The organism is Dulcicalothrix desertica PCC 7102, from assembly GCF_003991905.1.
GTDB lineage: Bacteria > Cyanobacteriota > Cyanobacteriia > Cyanobacteriales > Nostocaceae > Dulcicalothrix > Dulcicalothrix desertica.
Genome location: NZ_RSCL01000001.1, coordinates 464,622 through 482,702 on the forward strand (window position 1 = coordinate 464,622; position 18,081 = coordinate 482,702).

The 18,081-nt window shown below is 38.1% G+C and carries 15 protein-coding genes; 11 read left to right on the top strand and 4 right to left on the bottom strand.

Translation table 11 applies throughout. The annotated features are described in order from the left end of the window. Nucleotides 1-350 precede the first annotated feature (350 nt). The 4 genes from DSM106972_RS02045 to DSM106972_RS02060 all read left to right on the top strand — a co-directional run bounded on the left by DSM106972_RS02045 (nt 351) and on the right by DSM106972_RS02060 (nt 4,009). On the top strand, nt 351-1,580 hold the full coding sequence (locus DSM106972_RS02045; protein WP_127078342.1) for an amidohydrolase/deacetylase family metallohydrolase: 1,230 nt from the start codon (nt 351-353) through the stop codon (nt 1,578-1,580). 117 nt (nt 1,581-1,697) lie between these two features. After that, nucleotides 1,698-2,474 (top strand): class I SAM-dependent methyltransferase, encoded by a 777-nt coding sequence (locus DSM106972_RS02050; RefSeq protein ID WP_127078344.1) that lies wholly within the window; start codon nt 1,698-1,700, stop codon nt 2,472-2,474. 35 nt (nt 2,475-2,509) lie between these two features. After that, nucleotides 2,510-3,013, top strand: coding sequence for a putative signal transducing protein (locus tag DSM106972_RS02055; RefSeq protein WP_127078346.1), 504 nt, complete (start codon nt 2,510-2,512; stop codon nt 3,011-3,013). A gap of 216 nt (nt 3,014-3,229) precedes the next feature. Beyond that, nucleotides 3,230-4,009 (top strand): class I SAM-dependent methyltransferase, encoded by a 780-nt coding sequence (locus tag DSM106972_RS02060; RefSeq protein WP_127078348.1) that lies wholly within the window; start codon nt 3,230-3,232, stop codon nt 4,007-4,009. A 25-nt stretch (nt 4,010-4,034) separates the two neighbouring features. Here DSM106972_RS02060 and DSM106972_RS02065 read toward each other — a convergent pair whose 3' ends face one another. From DSM106972_RS02065 to DSM106972_RS02075, 3 genes are all read right to left on the bottom strand, one after another. Next, nucleotides 4,035-4,619, bottom strand: coding sequence for a Uma2 family endonuclease (locus DSM106972_RS02065; RefSeq protein WP_127078350.1), 585 nt, complete (start codon nt 4,617-4,619; stop codon nt 4,035-4,037). Nucleotides 4,620-4,668: 49 nt separating this feature from the next. Continuing rightward, nucleotides 4,669-5,427, bottom strand: a complete 759-nt coding sequence (locus tag DSM106972_RS02070; RefSeq protein WP_127078352.1) for a circadian clock KaiB family protein — start codon at nt 5,425-5,427, stop codon at nt 4,669-4,671. Between the two features lie 159 nt (nt 5,428-5,586). Beyond that, the gene (locus DSM106972_RS02075) at nt 5,587-6,903 is read right to left on the bottom strand and encodes a type IV pilus twitching motility protein PilT (protein WP_127078354.1); all 1,317 of its coding nucleotides are present in this window, start codon (nt 6,901-6,903) and stop codon (nt 5,587-5,589) included. Nucleotides 6,904-7,634: 731 nt separating this feature from the next. Between DSM106972_RS02075 and DSM106972_RS02080 the strand changes: the two genes are divergently transcribed. The 6 genes from DSM106972_RS02080 (at nt 7,635) to DSM106972_RS02105 (ending at nt 15,210) form a co-directional block, all read left to right on the top strand. After that, complete coding sequence (locus DSM106972_RS02080) at nt 7,635-8,009, top strand: hypothetical protein (protein WP_019493152.1); 375 nt, start codon at nt 7,635-7,637, stop codon at nt 8,007-8,009. A gap of 205 nt (nt 8,010-8,214) precedes the next feature. Next, nucleotides 8,215-9,327: a non-hydrolyzing UDP-N-acetylglucosamine 2-epimerase gene (gene wecB, locus DSM106972_RS02085; protein ID WP_127078356.1), complete on the top strand. Its 1,113-nt coding sequence runs from the start codon at nt 8,215-8,217 to the stop codon at nt 9,325-9,327. Between the two features lie 114 nt (nt 9,328-9,441). Next, a complete protein-coding gene (locus DSM106972_RS02090) occupies nt 9,442-9,789 on the top strand; it encodes a hypothetical protein (RefSeq protein WP_127078358.1) in 348 nt (115 codons plus the stop codon). 73 nt (nt 9,790-9,862) lie between these two features. Beyond that, the gene (locus tag DSM106972_RS02095; RefSeq protein WP_186538589.1) at nt 9,863-10,060 is read left to right on the top strand and encodes a hypothetical protein; all 198 of its coding nucleotides are present in this window, start codon (nt 9,863-9,865) and stop codon (nt 10,058-10,060) included. A 201-nt stretch (nt 10,061-10,261) separates the two neighbouring features. Then, a complete protein-coding gene (locus tag DSM106972_RS02100) occupies nt 10,262-13,738 on the top strand; it encodes a PAS domain S-box protein (RefSeq protein WP_127078360.1) in 3,477 nt (1,158 codons plus the stop codon). A gap of 731 nt (nt 13,739-14,469) precedes the next feature. Then, nucleotides 14,470-15,210, top strand: a complete 741-nt coding sequence (locus DSM106972_RS02105) for a hypothetical protein (protein WP_127078362.1) — start codon at nt 14,470-14,472, stop codon at nt 15,208-15,210. 160 nt (nt 15,211-15,370) lie between these two features. On the opposite strand, the gene DSM106972_RS02110 is transcribed toward DSM106972_RS02105, so the two are convergent. Next, the gene (locus DSM106972_RS02110; protein WP_127078364.1) at nt 15,371-16,369 is read right to left on the bottom strand and encodes a carbon-nitrogen hydrolase family protein; all 999 of its coding nucleotides are present in this window, start codon (nt 16,367-16,369) and stop codon (nt 15,371-15,373) included. 154 nt (nt 16,370-16,523) lie between these two features. Between DSM106972_RS02110 and DSM106972_RS02115 the strand changes: the two genes are divergently transcribed. After that, nucleotides 16,524-18,029, top strand: a complete 1,506-nt coding sequence (locus DSM106972_RS02115) for a flavin-containing monooxygenase (RefSeq protein WP_127078366.1) — start codon at nt 16,524-16,526, stop codon at nt 18,027-18,029. The last annotated feature ends 52 nt before the right edge of the window (nt 18,030-18,081 follow it).

Genomic DNA, 18,081 nt, shown 5'->3' on the forward strand with positions numbered 1-18,081 from the left:
TAATCTGACCGGAATGCACCTTCGATTGGGATAGTAAGGTGGCTTTTGCCACCCTACGCTTGGGATAAGCTTTTCGCCTACCATAAGTGAATATCCTACCCTGCGGGAAAACTGCGTTTACGGATAACAGTAAATCTATCCAAAGTGATATCTTCTGGCATTAGTTTCATTTAAAGTTATAATGAGAAATATAGAGTTTCTAGCATTTAATAAAACTTAATCTATATCTGATTTGGAAGCGAGTTACTTTCAGATTTTTTAAATTCTGTTGCTTTCTGTCTATATAAATTTATCAATTCAAATATTCAGTTAACAGTTATCAGCCTACTGTTAACTAAAGGCAAGTATATATGGATACTAACTTAACTTATTACGATTTAGTTATTAAAGATGGTTGGGTAATTGACCCTAGTCAATCGCTGAACGGATATTTTGATGTTGCAGTGTCTAATGGTAAAATTGTTGCAGTTGCCAAGCAATTAACGAACTACAAAGCCAAGCAAACTGTTGTAGCGTCTGATTATATAGTGTGTCCTGGCTTAATTGATTTACATACTCATGTGTATGAGTGGGTAACTAATTTTGGTCTGCCTGCTGATGATGCGGGTATTAATTCAGGTTCTACCACAGTTGTAGATCAGGGTAGCAGCAGTCATTTTAATTTTCCAGGCTTTAAGTCTAATGTTGTAGACAAAGTTAAAACAGATGTACGTTGCTTTCTTTCAGTTAATGTAGGCGCCAATAAAGCACTAGATATTACAGGTGCTTGTTTTGATAGTCCTAAAAACATCAATATAGATGCAATTGTGCATTTAGCTGAAGAATATCCTGACATTATACGTGGCTTTAAGGTTTTTGCTGATTCAGGCTCTATATCTCGATGGGGTATGGGTGTAATGGAATTAGCGCGTGAAATAGGTTTAAGGACTGGTTTGCCGTTGTATGTTCACACAGGAGAATTATTCCCTGTAGTTGAAACCTCACGACCATCACCAGAACAGGTAGTAGAAAAAGTGGTGTCCTACATGAAAGCAGGTGATATATTAGGTCATTGCTACAGTTGCCAACCAGATGGAGTGATGGGAAGGCGTACTAAAGTTCCAGATTGGCTGCTTCAAGCTATCGAGCGTGGGGTCTTATTAGATTTAGGGCACGGATTGAAATTTAGCTTTGACATCGCTCGACTAATGATAGAGCAAGGAGTCTTACCTTACACCATAAGTAGTGATGTCCACGGTGACTTTTTTACTCTTCACGATGATTCTCATTTGAACTATAGTTTGTGCGGTACTATATCGAAATTAATGGCTTTAGGCTTGGATTTAGTAAGTGCGATTGCTTCTGTCACCATTAACCCAGCTTGCATTTTAAAAGCAGAATCTGAGATTGGTACGTTAAAGATTGGTTCGCGCGCGGATATTAGCGTATTAAATTTAATAGAAGGGTGTTGGTTGCTTTTTGACTCGATGGGCAAACAAGTGATAGCAAAACAAAAACTGGTGCCTGTTTGGGTTGTACGTTCAGGAGAGTTAATTCAACCACATCTCCGTCTTCTACGAGATGAACGAATATCGGTGTAATGAGATAGATGTTAGTAATCAAAACCTTTGTATAGCTTAAACATCATACTTTACAGGAATTGTTCACTCGTGAGGCACCTTCAGTTTAAAATAAGCACGGCGCCACCATTTAAACTCATGCAAGACAATCTAAATGCAGCTACACCGTTGTATACTTTAAATCCACGTGAACGATTTACAGAACGTGCGGATGATTATGTAAAGCATCGTCCCAGTTATCCACCACAGGCAATTGATTTTATTCTTGAAGGACTGGCGCCTGCTTCTCAAATTTTAGCAGCAGATATTGGTGCAGGTACAGGAATTGCATCACGGTTATTAGCTCTTCGTGGAGTTAAGGTAATTGCAGTTGAACCAAATGCAGCAATGCGAGAAGCTGCACAAACACACAAGAATGTCGAATATCGCTCAGGGGGTGCGGAAGCGACTAATTTACCAGATGCATCGGTTGATTTGGTAACGGCATTTCAAGCTTTTCACTGGTTTAACCCTGAGCCAACTTTATTGGAATTTCGTCGTATTTTAAAACCGGATGGACGTTTGGCTGTTGTGTGGAATAATCGTGATAAAAATGATGCTTTTACTGAAGAATATAATAGTTTTGTGCGTGCGCTATCTAATAATCATCCAAGTAAGTCAAGGTTAGAGTTAGTAGAACCATTACGGCAAACTCAACATTTTACGAGTTATTACGAACACGAACCAATTCCATATCGTCAAGAGTTAGATTTTGATGGTTTGATAGGACGTGCGATGAGTACTTCTTATGTTCCACGTGAAGGGAAGGGTTATCAGCTACTTGTTTCTGGGTTGCGAGATTTGTATGAAAGGTTTTGTGATAGGGAGGGGTTGGTGTATATAGTTTATCAGACTAATGTTTATGTGTTGAGTTAGAGACGGGCAGGGATGCCCGTTCCACAAGAGATGCTATGAATAATAAACTTGTAACAATCGCAACTTTTGGGAACTCTGTCGAAGCTTCGCTAGCACAGCAGGTACTCGAAGCTGAAGGAATTCCTGCGTTTTTGATGGATGATAATACTGCTGGTGTGGCTTGGCATTTAACTATTGCTTTAGGTTGGATTAAACTTAAGGTTATGCAAGCTGATGTTGATAATGCTATTGATATTTTGACTGCTGTTGATTTACATGAAAATTTACAAAGACCTGAGAATGAGGAAGCTTCAAGGCGCCATTCCAGTTCTACTAGTAAAAATGATAAGATTTTAAACGATGCATTTAATGCTGCAATCATTGGGTTGTTTGTTTTCCCACTTTGCGTATTGCAGCTTTATTCGCTTTCGTTACTAATTTATCTATTATTTACTGGTTGGGTTAGTTCAAATCAACAACTAAAAGCTGTACTGACGTTTTTATTGAATGTATTAATCCTTGGCATCACATGGATGATATTTACTGCATTGGTCAGTTAGCTATTTCAGATTCACGACTGAGTTGGCGCTGTGATTTAAAAATGTTAATATTGTTACTTAAATTTTATTTTTTTACGTATTATTCTCCTCCGGGCAAACTGCGTTAACGCAAAAAAGGCGCTATTTTACAGGATGATTTGTGTGATTAGCGATATTTTTATACAAGTCCTTTCCCTTTAGCTATAAAATAAGCAAGGCGCCACTAAACCCAAACCCATGCAAAACAATCAAAGTGCAGCTACAGATTTACACACACTAGACCCGCTAAATCGATTTACACAACGCGCGGATGATTACGTAAAATATCGTCCCAGTTATCCAGCAGAAGCGATTGATTTTGTCTTGGAAGGACTGGCGCCTGCTTCTCAAATTTTAGCAGCAGACATTGGTGCAGGTACAGGAATAGCGTCACGGTTATTAGCTCTTCGTGGAGTAAAGGTTATTGCAGTTGAACCAAATGCAGCAATGCGGAAAGTTGCACAAACTCACCCTAATGTCGAATATCGTCATGGTAGTGCAGAAGCGACTAATTTACCAGATGCATCAATTGATTTAGTAACAGCATTTCAAGCATTTCACTGGTTTGACCCAGAACCAACTTTAATGGAATTTCGCCGTATTTTAAAACCGAATGGTCGTTTAGCTCTCGTATGGAATAACCGTGATCAAAGTGATGGTTTTACTGGGGAGTACAGCAGTTTTATTCGTGCAGTATCTAATGACCATCCCTGTGAACAACCAGATACCTATGCAGAAATATTAGAGCAAACTCAATATTTCGCGAATTATTGTGAACATCAATGTACAACAAAATATTGCCAAGAATTAGATTTAGATGCTTTGATAGGACGCACTCAGAGTATTTCTTATCTTCCGACTGAAGGGGAAAGTCATAAAAATCTTATTTCTGGTTTACAAGACTTATACCAAAAGTTTCGTTCAGAAAGGGGTTTTGTTGAAATGGTGTATCAAACAAGCATTCATATATTAGTTTAATGTTTGATGTTTGATGTTTGATATTTTATATATTTGGAAATACTTTAGATAAATCGAGCGTCAAATCTGGAAAACAAGGAATAATTACTGTTTCATTCGGTAATAAAATCTCTTTACGGCGATATGTAAATTTACCTTGAAGGTGTTGTATTGCGTCGCTATACATTTCTAAATGATTGTCGGCTAAATTAAATACCCAGTAATATTTAATACCAGCTTCTGCATAAAGAGGTAATTTTACATCTTGGTCAAATTTTAAAGTTGAATCAGAAATTTCAATTAATAATAGTATATCTTCTGAAGTTGGATGAGAATTAAGATAATCATCATTTCTATTTTTGGCGATGACTCTATCAGGTTCGGGTTCGCTAGAGTCGGGAATAATGATTGGTAGTTGACTGCGTAAGGTTGCACGTTCTCCAATAAGTTTATTTAATTCTCGTTCTAACCGTGTTTCACAAACTGCATGAGGTGTACCTTTTGCTGCCATTGAAATTATTTCTCCCTTAATTAGCTCAACTCGGTCATTTTCTTGAAAAAATCCGAGTTGAGCTAAACGCTCGTATTCTTCTATCGTAAAACGTTTAGCAGTAATAGTACTTATGGTCATTTTAGATTATGTGGGGATGTTGGGTATATATATATATTAGGACAGACGGTTAAATATCCCACGGTTGTTCTTTGGTGCCCAACATATGTAAAATGCGTTCGGCGTTATCTAAATCACCTATAACACGTCGAATTGGTTGTGGGTAAACTTTTAATAATGTGGGTGTGGCTGATATTTGATTTGCTTCTGCTAGTTCAGGATGACTCAAAACATCAATTACCTTGAGTGTATAAGGATGCACAAGGTGTTTTTCTAATAATTCGTAGAGTAATTTCAATATACGTTCGGTATTTGGGCTTCGACCTGCTACAAATAATCTGAGTACGTAAGCTTGTGTATTATCTTCCTGTACAGGTATTGTTAAATTCGGCACCTTAAATTCTTTTTCTGCTAAGTCTGTACGAACTATTAAATCATGGTCTTCCCATAGTTGAGGAAATGTTGAACGATATGTAGATAATACTACGCTATCACATAACCCCTCTTTCCACGGCGCCTTTTGCCAAACTAAACCATGAGTATCAAAAAGTACATTTAATAAAGCTTGATATCGAATTACTGCTGGATGTGCTTCTGCGAATGTTCGTATTTGCTGAGTTTTTGGGTCTAACCAATGGTCAATTGTAGCTGTATAACAAGGAACTAAGAAATGTGGCGGTTCTGATAAATCTAAGATTCTCTGTAAAGTACTACACAAATGCGAATGCCATCTACCCTGTTTGCTGGGGTCAATACAATAAAGCATATCTCCTCCAGGTGTAAACAAGGCAATGCCTTTAAACAATTTTGGTAACGGTGGTTGTGTCAATTTAGTGATGAGTGATGAGTGCTGAGTGCTGAGTGAGGAAACAGGAGTTAGGAGTGAAGAGTGAGGAGTTAGGAGTGAGGAGTTAGAAATTAACTCTTAACTCAGCACTCAGCACTCAGCACTTTTAACTTATCTCAGCACTCAGCACTTTTAACTTATTTAAACTCTGCCTCTGAGGAATTGTGCCATTTCGTTAGGTGTTGGCGACATTTCTAAGGCGGTTTCTTCGGTGATTCGTCCTTCTTGATAGAGATTGAGCAGTGCTTGGTTCATGGTTATCATACCGTCAAAGCTGGCTTGCTTCATCAATTCGCTGATTTCATCGTATTTACCATCTTTTATCCATTCTTTAACAGCATCTGTGTTAATTAGGATATCGTGGAATGCGGCACGTTTACCATCGGTTGTTCTACACAATCCTTGGGCAATTACTGCAACTAATGATTCTGCAACCGCAACACGCATTGCATCTTGCTCTTCTGCTGAGTAAAGGTTCAAAATACGTTCAATTGTTTTGACTGCACTGTTGGTGTGCAGGGTTCCCATTACTAAGTGACCTGTTTGAGCAGCTTTGAGTGCTGTGTTTACGGTTTCTTTATCGCGCATTTCACCCACGAGTATTACATCTGGGTCTTCCCGTAATGCTGCTTTTAAGGCATTATCGAATTTGCGGGTGTGCATTCCCACTTCGCGCTGCTTAATTAAAGCTTTTTTACTTTGGTGAACAAATTCAATTGGGTCTTCGATGGTGATAATGTGACGAGGCATTTCATGATTCATATAGTCCATCATTGCCGCCATTGTCGTCGATTTACCTGAACCTGTGGGGCCTGTCACCAATATCAAACCTTTATGATAATGACAAACATCGCGGAATATGGGGGGAAGACGCAATTGTTCCATTGTTAAGATTTTTAATGGAATCAATCGAAGCACCATCGCGTTGCCAAGCATTGAATCAAAAACGTTAATCCGCACGCGGGCAAAATCATATTGTGTGGCGCCATCAAATTCGAGGTGTTCTTTAAAGCGACGAATTTCTTCTTCGGTCATTATTTCGCGTAACCAACACATGAAGGTTTCATTATCGGTTACAGGATAATCGGTTTTCTCAATTTCGCCTCGGTTACGGAAACGCGGTACTTCCCCTACACCTAAATGGACATCCGAAAATCCTTTATCGTATGCTTCTTTAATTATTTGCGCCATCGTCAATCTGCTGGGATTACTTTGTGCGCGTGCATTACCCTGTGCTGCTGCTGGTGTACCCGGTCTAGCTGCAACCGCCGAAACTGGTGGTGGCGCCGTTGGTACTGGAGGCGCCCCAGGAGGAGCAACCCTTGTGCTTCTCTCAGCTGACATATCTAATGTTTGTGTTGCCTGCCGTTGTGTACTCATTGGTGGTGGTGGTGGCGCCGGAGGAACACCACGAGGTACAGATGGAGCTGGGCTGGATGCACGAATTGTGTCTGTCATATATCTTTACTTTTTAAACAATATTCAATCTTGAGATTTACCTCTAAAACGAAGGAGCGGAAAAAGCGCCCCCACCTCAAGCAGAAAGTAACAACACATGTTTGAACAAATGTTGAGAAGATGTAATTGAACATCTTCTCTACCAGTATCAAATATTGCACTTGTAACTTCTGCCGTGAGCCGATATAATTCTCACTTGCTTCTGATTACTTGTTTAACATATCTACCTGAATAACCATTCTCAGTACATACACTAGAGTTTACATGTATTAAATATTGTGATTTTGACTGTATAATCCTCATTAAGTTAAATTAGAAGGTTTTTGAAATTTTCAGCTACGACTGTTTACTAAAGTGAGTCCAAACCGTTTACTAGATAATTGCTTCAGACAATTTGGAAATTATGAGAATGGGTAGGAGTTTTGATAAGAAATGTTAAGGCTCTCAGTAATCAAATTTGGAGCCTGAACTATAAAATCAACGTTGTTTAAGGTTTTGTTGACCATATAAGATATCCCCAAGGAAAGATTGACGGCGCCGAATTTGGGGTTTATTTTCATAATTACGAAAGATTAAATGTAAAGTTTATTAAACAAATGCTCATCTTTTAAGGCGGGTTTTATATACTTAATTTCTATCGGAGAGCGATCCCCGACGAAATTGCTATCAGTTAATTGTTTGATTTCTGCGCTCACTTTTGATTTATCGCTGTGTATTTGGGAGGAAAGGTCATGACTTTAGCTACTGCATCTGATTTAAGACAAACCGACTCATTGCAAATGATTAAAAGCTTCCTAATTTGGACTTTTACATTGGCTGTATGCTTGTTGGTAGTTGGTTTTCCGTTGGTTGTTTTGATGGCAACGGTTGGATGTCTGTTGTCGATTGTTTTGCAATCAGTAATGCCAGTTAGTGCTGTTTTACTAGTTGCGGGTGGATTAATTCTGTTTAATGTAATGGCGGTTATGATTGCGGCAGGTGTATTGACAGCTAAAGGCGTTCATCCTAGCGATATGAAATGGTTAAGCTGGTTACATGGTGAAGCTGAACAAATGCAGACCACTGTTTATGCTGCTTGTCCTTTGACTTGCGAACTCAACAAATAGTTGTATAATTACTGCTTTTTACTCGATAAACAGTGTATCTGCCCGGTTCACCCGGGTTTTTTCATGCGTATATATATTGTAGAGACGCGATTAATCGCGTCTCTACGGGCGCCCAAATATTAATGTGATGGATGACTGTTGACTATTTAGAATTAAGCATTAACTATTTATCTGTTAACGATAATTAAAACTATTGACTATTGACATGACTATTGATAAATGTGTTTACATTGTATTAGGTACTCGTCCAGAAGCGATAAAGCTGGCGCCTGTGATTAAAATGTTTCAAAATGTTGCAGGTATTAAGTTAAAGGTGATATTGACAGGACAGCATCGGGAAATGGTAGAGCAAGTGATGCAGTTGTTTGATATCAAAGCAGATAATGACTTAGAGATTATGCAGCCTAAGCAATCTTTGAGTGATATTACAATTCGGAGTTTGCAAGGGTTAGAGACATTATTTCAACAAGAAAAGCCTGATTTAGTGATTGTTCAGGGAGATACAACTACCGCGTTTGCCGCTTCTTTAGCAGCTTTTTATCAAAAAATTCCAGTTGGACATGTTGAAGCTGGTTTAAGGACTGATGAATTATATGACCCTTATCCAGAAGAAGCAAATCGGCGCCTGATATCGCAAATTACGCAGTTACACTTTGCACCAACAAGTTTAGCAGTAGAAAACTTACAGCGTTCAGGTGTATTAGGTGAAATACATTTAACTGGGAATACAGTAATTGATGCCTTATTAGACGTGGCAGCCAAACAACCCCCATGTAACATACCAGGTTTAGAGTGGGATAAATACCGGGTACTCTTATCAACAGTTCATCGTCGCGAAAATTGGGGAGAACCATTACAACATATAGCCCAAGGATTTTTACAATTATTAGATAAATTCCCTGATACTGTATTGTTACTTCCATTACATCGTAACCCTACAGTTCGCGAGCCATTACAAGCTATACTCGGCAATCATCCACGTATATTTTTAACCGAACCACTCGACTACGCCGAACTTGTCGGAGCAATAATGCGCTCGTATCTATTATTAACAGACTCAGGTGGGTTACAAGAAGAGGCGCCAAGTCTTGGGAAGCCAGTATTAGTATTACGCGAAACAACCGAACGTCCGGAAGCAGTTACAGCAGGAACAGCCAAGCTTATAGGTACAAACGTAAATTCTATTGTTACTAATGGCGCCGAGCTATTGGCAAATGCAACTGCGTATGAAACAATGGCAAATGCAATTAACCCATTTGGTGATGGACAAGCATCCGCCAGAATCTTAGACATAGCACAAAAATTTTTAGAGCAATAATCTTGTGGAGCAGGCATCCCTGCCTGCCCTAATATTAGAGCTATATTACACATCTATCTGTCAAATCAGTACATCAAGTGGGAAAATTGAAAAACTGTTAATCTTGATAAAGTTGTGGCTAACGGGAAAGAACCGAAACCGAGCGAACTTGGGCGTATACTTGAGCCAATCATAAAAGCTGCGGAGCAAAACTATTTGAATAAATTACAGAGTAACGCATCAATCGCAGCAAGATTGGGAGAAGCTCAACAAAAAATTACTCTTTACGAGGAAGTAGGGTTTTTACCTAATGACGAACAACGCCTACTGTTTGGCTCTGCTGAAAGTTGGGCTAGACAAAAGCAAGGTGTTCGTTTGAACGAAGGAAATTGGGTTCAGATTGGTAATCCTTCAAACCCTGCTGAGATTAAAGTACACATGAATCAAAACACAACCTATCCACGTCTTCTAAAAAGTTTCTAGGCGCCCAAGGCAAGAAGTTGCAAAACAGCTTCAAAATTATAATGATGAAGTAGCTGTTGATGCTTTAATTATTTTGCTTGAAGATGAAGACGTTTTTGTAAGGGATGAAGCTGCGGAGTCGCTACTTGAACTAAATCGTGCTAGATTGCTAGAAGTTTGGAAAAAAGCATTAACGATTCGAGTGAAGATGTGCGAGACATCGCTAAACAAGCAATTGCCGATTTGGAAGTGCGTATTTGAACGTATTGCATTGCGATATTACGCATTGTAGAGACGCGATTAATCGCGTCTCTACAATGCGTCACGGGCAATATTACGGAATATTAAGCATTATTTTTCTAAATTCATAGAAAATTACCAGAAAACTCGGAAGTGAAATAAGTAACAGTCTAGTTATAGTAGTGTAACGATTCTCTGACTCGGTAACTATAAGTTAGCTAGTTATGTACCTACTGGACTCTACCGCAACGCTATGTATACGCAAAACATCCCAGAACTGACACAAATTTTACTGGAATACACACCTGTCGCCGTTGCGATGTTCGACCGGGAGATGCGTTACATTGCAGTTAGTCGCAAATGGTTAATAGACCATAACTGTAGTGAGCATAGTTTAATTGGTCTCTGTAATTGCCAAGTTTTGCCAAGCATTGCCCAAAGGTGGAGAGAAATTCATGACCGTTGTTTAACGGGTGAGTCACATCAGTGTGAAGCAGAAAAAATTACTCAGGCAGATGGTTCATGCGAATGGTTAAAGTGGGAGTGTCGTCCTTGGTATGACACAAACGCTGAAATTGGCGGTACTATTTTTTGTACTGAATTAATTACCGAACTTCTTCAAACACAACAAGCGCTCAAAAAAAGTCAAGCGCGCGTGACTAAGCTAGCTGCTAACGTTCCAGGAATGATATATCAATATCTGTTACATTCCTCCGGGAGTATCGAATTACCGTATGTTAGTCATGGTTGTAGGCACCTGCTGGAAGTAGAGCCAGAAATACTTCAGCAAAACAGTGCAAAATTTTCTGAGCGAATTTATCCAGAAGATTATTCAGCATTTATTGAGTCAATGTCAATTTCGGCAGATACGCTTTTGCCTTGGTTATGGGAAGGTAGAATTATTACATCTACAGGTAAATTAAAGTGGGTGCGTCAAAGCGGGCGCCCAGAAAAGCAACCAAACGGTGATATCATTTGGGATGGGTTAATAATTGACGTTAGCGATAAAAAGCTAGCAGAAGCACAGCTATATCAATATAAAGAGCTACTAGAAAGCTTAGTAGAAAAGCGTACTAGTCAATTAAATATAACAAACACACAGCTACAAGCAGAAATTGTAGAAAGACAAAAAGCCGAAGCAGCACTACGAAAAAGCGAAACCCGCTTTCATAAATTATCAGCGAATATACCAGGTGTGTTGTATCAATATGTTCTATGTCCTGATGGCGCCAATTACTTCTCATATATCAACGCTGCGTGCCGTCAAATCTATGAACTAGAACCCGAACAAATTCTCGATGACAGCGAAGTCTTGTTTAAATTAATACACCCAGAAGATTTAGCTAATTTTTATAAATCAATACAAACTTCAGTCGAAACTCTCAAATCTTGGAACCATGAATGGAGGATTGTAACGCCGTCAGGGCGCCTGAAATGGTTGCAAGGTTCATCACGCCCCGAATTGCAACCCAACGGTGACATTGTTTGGGATGGCTTAATAATGGATATTACTGAACGAAGGTTTACCGAAGAAGAACGGCAAAAATTGGTGGCATTGATTGAAAATAGCCCGGATTTTATTGCTATGGCAACACTTGAAGGCCGTGGGTTATTTGTTAACAAAGCAGGTCAAAAGCTTGTAGGAATTGAAAACATAGATCAAGTTCGACAAAGCTCTCTGATGGATTATCACACACCTGAAGATTCAGAGTTTTTTACGAAAGAAGTCTTGCCTCAAGTTATTAAACAAGGGAGTTGGCAAGGAGAATTTAACTTTAAACACTTTCAAACGGGCACCCTCATCCCTATTGAGTATAATATTTTTACAATTAAAGACCATAAAAATGGTCAACCGATAGCTTTAGCTACAATCACGCGCGATATTACAGACCGAAAACTTGCTGAGGAAGAAAGGCAAAAGTTTGTTTCTTTAGTTGAAAATAGCACTGATTTTATTGGTATAGCAACTCTTGATGCCCAAGCATGGTACTTGAATGAAGCTGGATTAAACCTTGTTGGTCTTGACAACCTCGAACAATTTAGACAGACACATGTTTCGGATTATCACACGCCTGAAGACTGGGCTTACTTTCAAGATCATATAGCACCAGCAGTCACAGAACATGGACGTTGGCAAGGAGAATTTCAATTTCGTCATTTCAAAAGTGGTAAATTAATACCAATTGAGTATAATGTTTTCTTGATAAACGACCAGAAGACAGGTAAACCTATAGCTTTAGCTAACGTTACAAGAGATATATCTGAGCGCAAACAAGCAGAAGAAGCTCTACGTCAATCTGAAACAAAATATCGTGAGTTAGGACTTAGAGAACAGCTTATCAACAGATTAGCAAGCCAAATTCGCCAATCTTTAAATCTTGACCAAGTTTTAGAAACTGCAATACAAGAAATTCGGGATTTATTGCAGATTGACCGATGTAGCTTTTCCTGGTTTAAACCTGACACTACTCCTCCTTCCTGGGAAACTCTTAAAGAAGCAAAACATAAAGATTTTCCTAGTTTACTGGGTTGTCATCCTGCAAACAAGATTGGACCAGCTACTGAGATGTTCTTGAAGCAAAAAATCCTTCAAATAGATGATGTAGAACAGTTTCATGAACCGATACACAGACAATTCTTAGAATCACTGGGAATTAAATCAGAAATAGTTCTGCCAATAAAAACTCGTTCAGGTCAAATTGGTGTTATTGTTTGCGGTCATTGGACTGAAACTCGTCCTTGGACAGATAGTGAAGTTGAACTTTTGCAAGCGGTTGTAGACCAGTTAGCTATAGCTATTAACCAAGCAGAACTTTATGCCCACAGTAAGGAAGTGGCGCAAACAGCTACGCAACAAGCGCAAAAAATAGAAAATACCCTTAAAGAACTCAAGCGTACTCAAACCCAACTTGTACAAAGTGAAAAAATGTCAAGTTTGGGACAGCTAGTCGCTGGTGTTGCACATGAAATTAATAACCCAGTTAATTTCATCTATGGTAATTTAGCCCATGCGAGTAATTACACTGAAGATTTACTAAAATTAATTAAATTATATCAGCAAGAATACCCTCAAGCTACAGACGCAATAAGTGAGAAAATAGATGCCATTGATTTAAATTTTCTTGTTTCAGACCTACCAAAAATTATGTCATCAATGAAGGTTGGTTCCGAACGAATTCGAGAAATTGTCCAATCATTAAGAACTTTTTCTCGTCTTGACGAAGCAGAAATGAAAAAGGTTGACATTCATGAGGGAATTGAAAGTACCTTGATGATTTTGCAACACCGACTCAAACCAAAACAATTTCACCAAGCCATTGAAGTGATTAAAGTTTATGCACCCTTACCAAAGGTTGTGTGCTATGCCGGACAGTTGAACCAAGTTTTTATGAATCTACTTGCGAACGCAATTGATGCCTTAGAGGAAGGGATGGATAAGGGTTTGCTTACAACTCCAACTATACGTATTACCACTGAAATGCAAGAGAATCAGAATATTGCTATTCACATAGCTGATAATGGCATTGGAATTAAACCTGAGATTCAACAGCGGCTATTTGATCCATTTTTTACTACTAAGCCTGTTGGAGTTGGTACAGGATTAGGACTATCAATAAGCTATCAAATAGTTGTTGACAGACATAATGGTCAATTGCACTGTATTAGTGAATTAGGTAGAGGTACGAAATTCATAGTTGAAATTCCTACTACTCAAGCCGGCGATACTTAATAGCTTAAAAATTGTTAGCAATGAATAAGCATACTTCTTAAAATGCTTAAGCTATAGCTAATGTATTATAAGTACACAGTAGGTGTGTTATGTAAATTTCGTAAAATTAATTTGTTCCAGTTGAACTTTCTATAAGTCTAGTTTTTCAGTTAGCCATTAATTTTGACTTATAACTATTAATAACTCACTTGTGGAAAAATCCATGTTGTTTCGTCAACGTAAAATTTAGGTTTAAATCATAGCCAATTATATCTTTATATACCTCTGTCTCTTTGAGAAACTATTAGTTTATTCTTCACATAATAATAAAATTGCTTGATGAAAGGTTAAATTTTTAATATTTTTTTTATGAAGCTAGTTTAAAATAAATATAAATACTGTTGTGCTAAAATTCAATTAAGGCAATTTAACTATCGGAGTTAATAATAGATTTCCGAATATTTACGAGTGACAAAAAAAGCAAAATGAATTAAATTTAATTTATAAGCAGTAGTCTAAGGACGACTCTTAAAAATAAATGGTTGTGTAAATTTCAATTTACAATGAAGACTTAACTCTGATTATAAGCGTTTTGATAAAGTTAGAGCTTTAATCTCATTGTGTATGAAATATGTTGTGGCTTTATCAGGTTGCTCTACCATTTGAAGTACATTTTACCCAAATGCAAATAATCATGGTTGCTTTGTAAAGTGTACTTGGGCTTGATAATAGTAAACACATAGGGAAATACAATGGAAAGAATATTAACTATAATTGAAGCAAAAAAGCAACAGTTTGCACAATTAGATTTATTTTATTTTATGCAAGATAGAAGTCTAAAACCTGAGCATAGATTAAGTTTTGCACCATGCATGACTCACTTTGTAATGAGTTTTAGTGACTTAAATAAATATGTTTTACGTCAAGAAAACTCAAATAATAAAATCCAGGAAATTGTTAATAAGTATACTTATGAAGATGACGAGCATTGGCCCTGGTTTCTAACTGATATAGACAGTTTAGGATTTAATAATTCCTTACTCTTTAGTGACATGTTAAGATTTATATGGGGTGAAGAAACCAAGATTACACGACAAATAGCTTATCAAGTTGCTGGATATTGCCTAAAAGCAGATGCGCCAATTAAGATAGCGATGATTCAGTCTCTTGAAGCAATGGCAGATGTATTCTTTTCTATATCATCTAAAATCACATCTGAACTTCAGGCAACTACTAAAAAAGAATACTTTTATTTTGGCAATTTGCACTTAGGTGTAGAAAGTGAACATTCAATGAATGCAAAAAAAGCAAAGGAGCAATTAAACAGTATTGATTTGACAGAAATACAGTATCGGGAAGCTCTAGAAGCTGTCGAGCAAATTTTTAATATTTTCTCAAAATGGACGTATGAACTACTTGCTTATGCTCATAATCATCCTATAGAGTTGGCATTGGAAGAAAAACTCAACACCACACTAGTTATGTGTAGGTAAAGTACTTCATTATCCTACAACAATAATAATATTTATTGTTGAGTCAATGACATCATCAATTAATGCATCCCTGTAGAACTGAGAGAATTTGCTGGAACAGTATTCCTATTCCAGCAAAGTTAGGGGTGTCTTTGTCCATCCTAAAACTATAGATTAAACTTTATTCCACTACTTCAACTAATGAATCTCCTACTATCATTGGTGTAGAGAAAGTTTCAACACAACTGGCGCCATTTTTATTAAGCATTAAGCGTGTGACATCAGGACGCGCGTAATGTCCAACTGGGTCTGCAACAGATTTAGCAATGGAAATAAGGCTTAAATCAATATCAGCGTAAAGTATTCCTTCCTCATGTTCAGGTAAATGCTTACAGAGTGGTGAACCATCAGGTGCAAAAATCATTGAGTAACCACCACCAGTACGAAAAAGTTGAGCCTTTTCAGGTGTATCAACAAGTAAATCAACCATTTCCTGAGATACTACTCCACAAGCTGCTAATACAAAGCATTGCCCTTCCGCAGCATATATCTGACTGGCTGCCATGTTTAATTCTGAGCCAAGAGCGTAGGCGATATTATTGTACAGGCTAAAACTGGGCCATGAAGCGATATGGATTTGTTCGTGCATCGAATACATAGCGTATTTAGTTAATGGTTGCAAATGCTCCCAACAACACAATGCTCCAATACTCCCTATGTCTGTATTCTGAACTAAAAGGTCACTTCCATCACCATCACCAAACATTGCACGCTCAACATGAGTTGGTTTAAGTTTACGGCGCCGAGTAATCACTTCACCTTCAGGACTAATAAGCCATTGAGCCATGTAGAGACTGCCGCCTATTTTCTCACTATGTCCCATCAATATATAAATACTATTACGTTTGGCGGCAGAACATAATTGCTGTTCTTGGAAACTGCCGCTTTGCAATGAATTCTCATGATATCGCCGAACAAATTGCATACCCCAAGCAGGTGAACCAAGCCAAATCCAGAAAGGATAGCCAGGTATCCAAGTTTCGGGAAATGCAATTAGCTTGGCGCCACTTGCTCCAGCTTCGTCTATTAATGCAACAGCTTTATCTACTGTCCCTTGAAGGTCAAAAAACACTGGTGCAGCTTGTACAACTGCTGCTTTAAAAGCATGATGTTTGGACATGTATATTTTACGACTCTATCTACACATTTATAACTGCTGGGCTGTCCTTCTGCATATACACTGTATCTAATATTGCATACTAATCGCAGCAATGTTACGGTTGAAGTAAGCAAAATTAAATAAGCCAACGGCTATCAAATTTGAATATTAGTATATGTTGATAGAAAAAATTTGCGTGATAGGGGCAGGAATTAGCGGTTTAGCAGCAGCTAAGACTTTCATAGAAGAAGGTTACGAAGTACAAGTTTATGAAAAGCAAGCTTCCATTGGAGGAGTTTGGGAAAAATCACGACGTTATCCTGGTGTTACAACTCAAACACAAGGCAGAATATATTCATACCCTGATTATCCGATGCCAAATTCTTACCCAGAATGGCCTAGCGGTGAACAAGTAAATGCTTACCTTGAATCATATGCCAATCACTTCGGTGTGTCAGAACGAATTCAATTTAACACGGAAGTCATAGGACTAAATGCAATAGATGATGGGTATAAAGGATGGGTGGTAACGCTTCGTACATCCGAGGGTAATACAATAACACAAAATTTTAATTTCGTAGTCATTTGTAACGGTATTTATCACATTCCCAATATTCCACAAGTACCAGGGATTGATACCTTTAAAGAAAGTGGTGGTACAGTATTACATACTACACAAGTCAACTCAATTGCTCAACTAAAAGATAAACCTGTTGTAGTCGTAGGTTTTGGAAAGTCGGCGTGTGATATCGCGATGCTAGCAGCAGAACATGCCTCCAAGTGCCATATGGTTTTCCGCAAAACCAACTGGAAAATACCAATCTTTTTCTTTGGACTAATTAACTTTAAATTTTTGCTATTTACACGCTTTACAGAAGCGATGACTCCGAAATACAAGGCAAATTCTATACAAACATGGCTACATTCCAAGGGAAAACCACTAGTAAAATTATTCTGGCGCCTCAATGAAGCTATTCTACGCAACAGTTTTAAGTTAGATGCTTTGGGACTGGTGCCAGAAAAACCCCTAATCAACTCTATTAACGCGACTGTTAACCTGGCGCCTAAAAATTTTTACAACCATATCCGTAGTCAAAAAATACATAAGCACAAAACATCAATTACACGATTTGTAGAAAATGGTGTTAAATTAGCGTCGGGTGAGAAATTAAACGCTGATGTTGTAGTGTTTGGTACTGGGTTTCGGCAAGCTCTACCCTTCCTTGAAGATAAATATCGGCGCCAGTGTCTTGATGAAGAGGGATATTTTCATTTATACCGCAATTTAATTAACCCAAACGTTCCAAATCTTGGCTTTGTGGGTTACACTGTTGGATATTCTACAAGCTTAACTAGCGATATCAGCGCCCGTTGGTTAGTAGAATTTGTAAAAGGAAATCTCTGTTTACCATCAAAAGAGAAATTGGTTGCTGAAATTAAAGCAGATTTAGAATGGCGTAAAATCCACGGATATGATGGGTATGGGGGCACTTGTATCTTTGGCTCAAATTTTTACTATTTAGACACTTTGTTGCATGATATGGGACTTCCCGCTCGTCAAATTGGTTCTATTGGAGCAGTTATGCAGCCATTAAACCCACAAGCATATAGTAATGTACGAACACAATTACAAGATTTGCAGTGTTCCAGAAATTTTTCCTCTAACTTGCTCGAAGTTTAATCAGCTAAACCACTTATAAAAAATTGTGCGTTGTAGAGACGCCATTTAATCG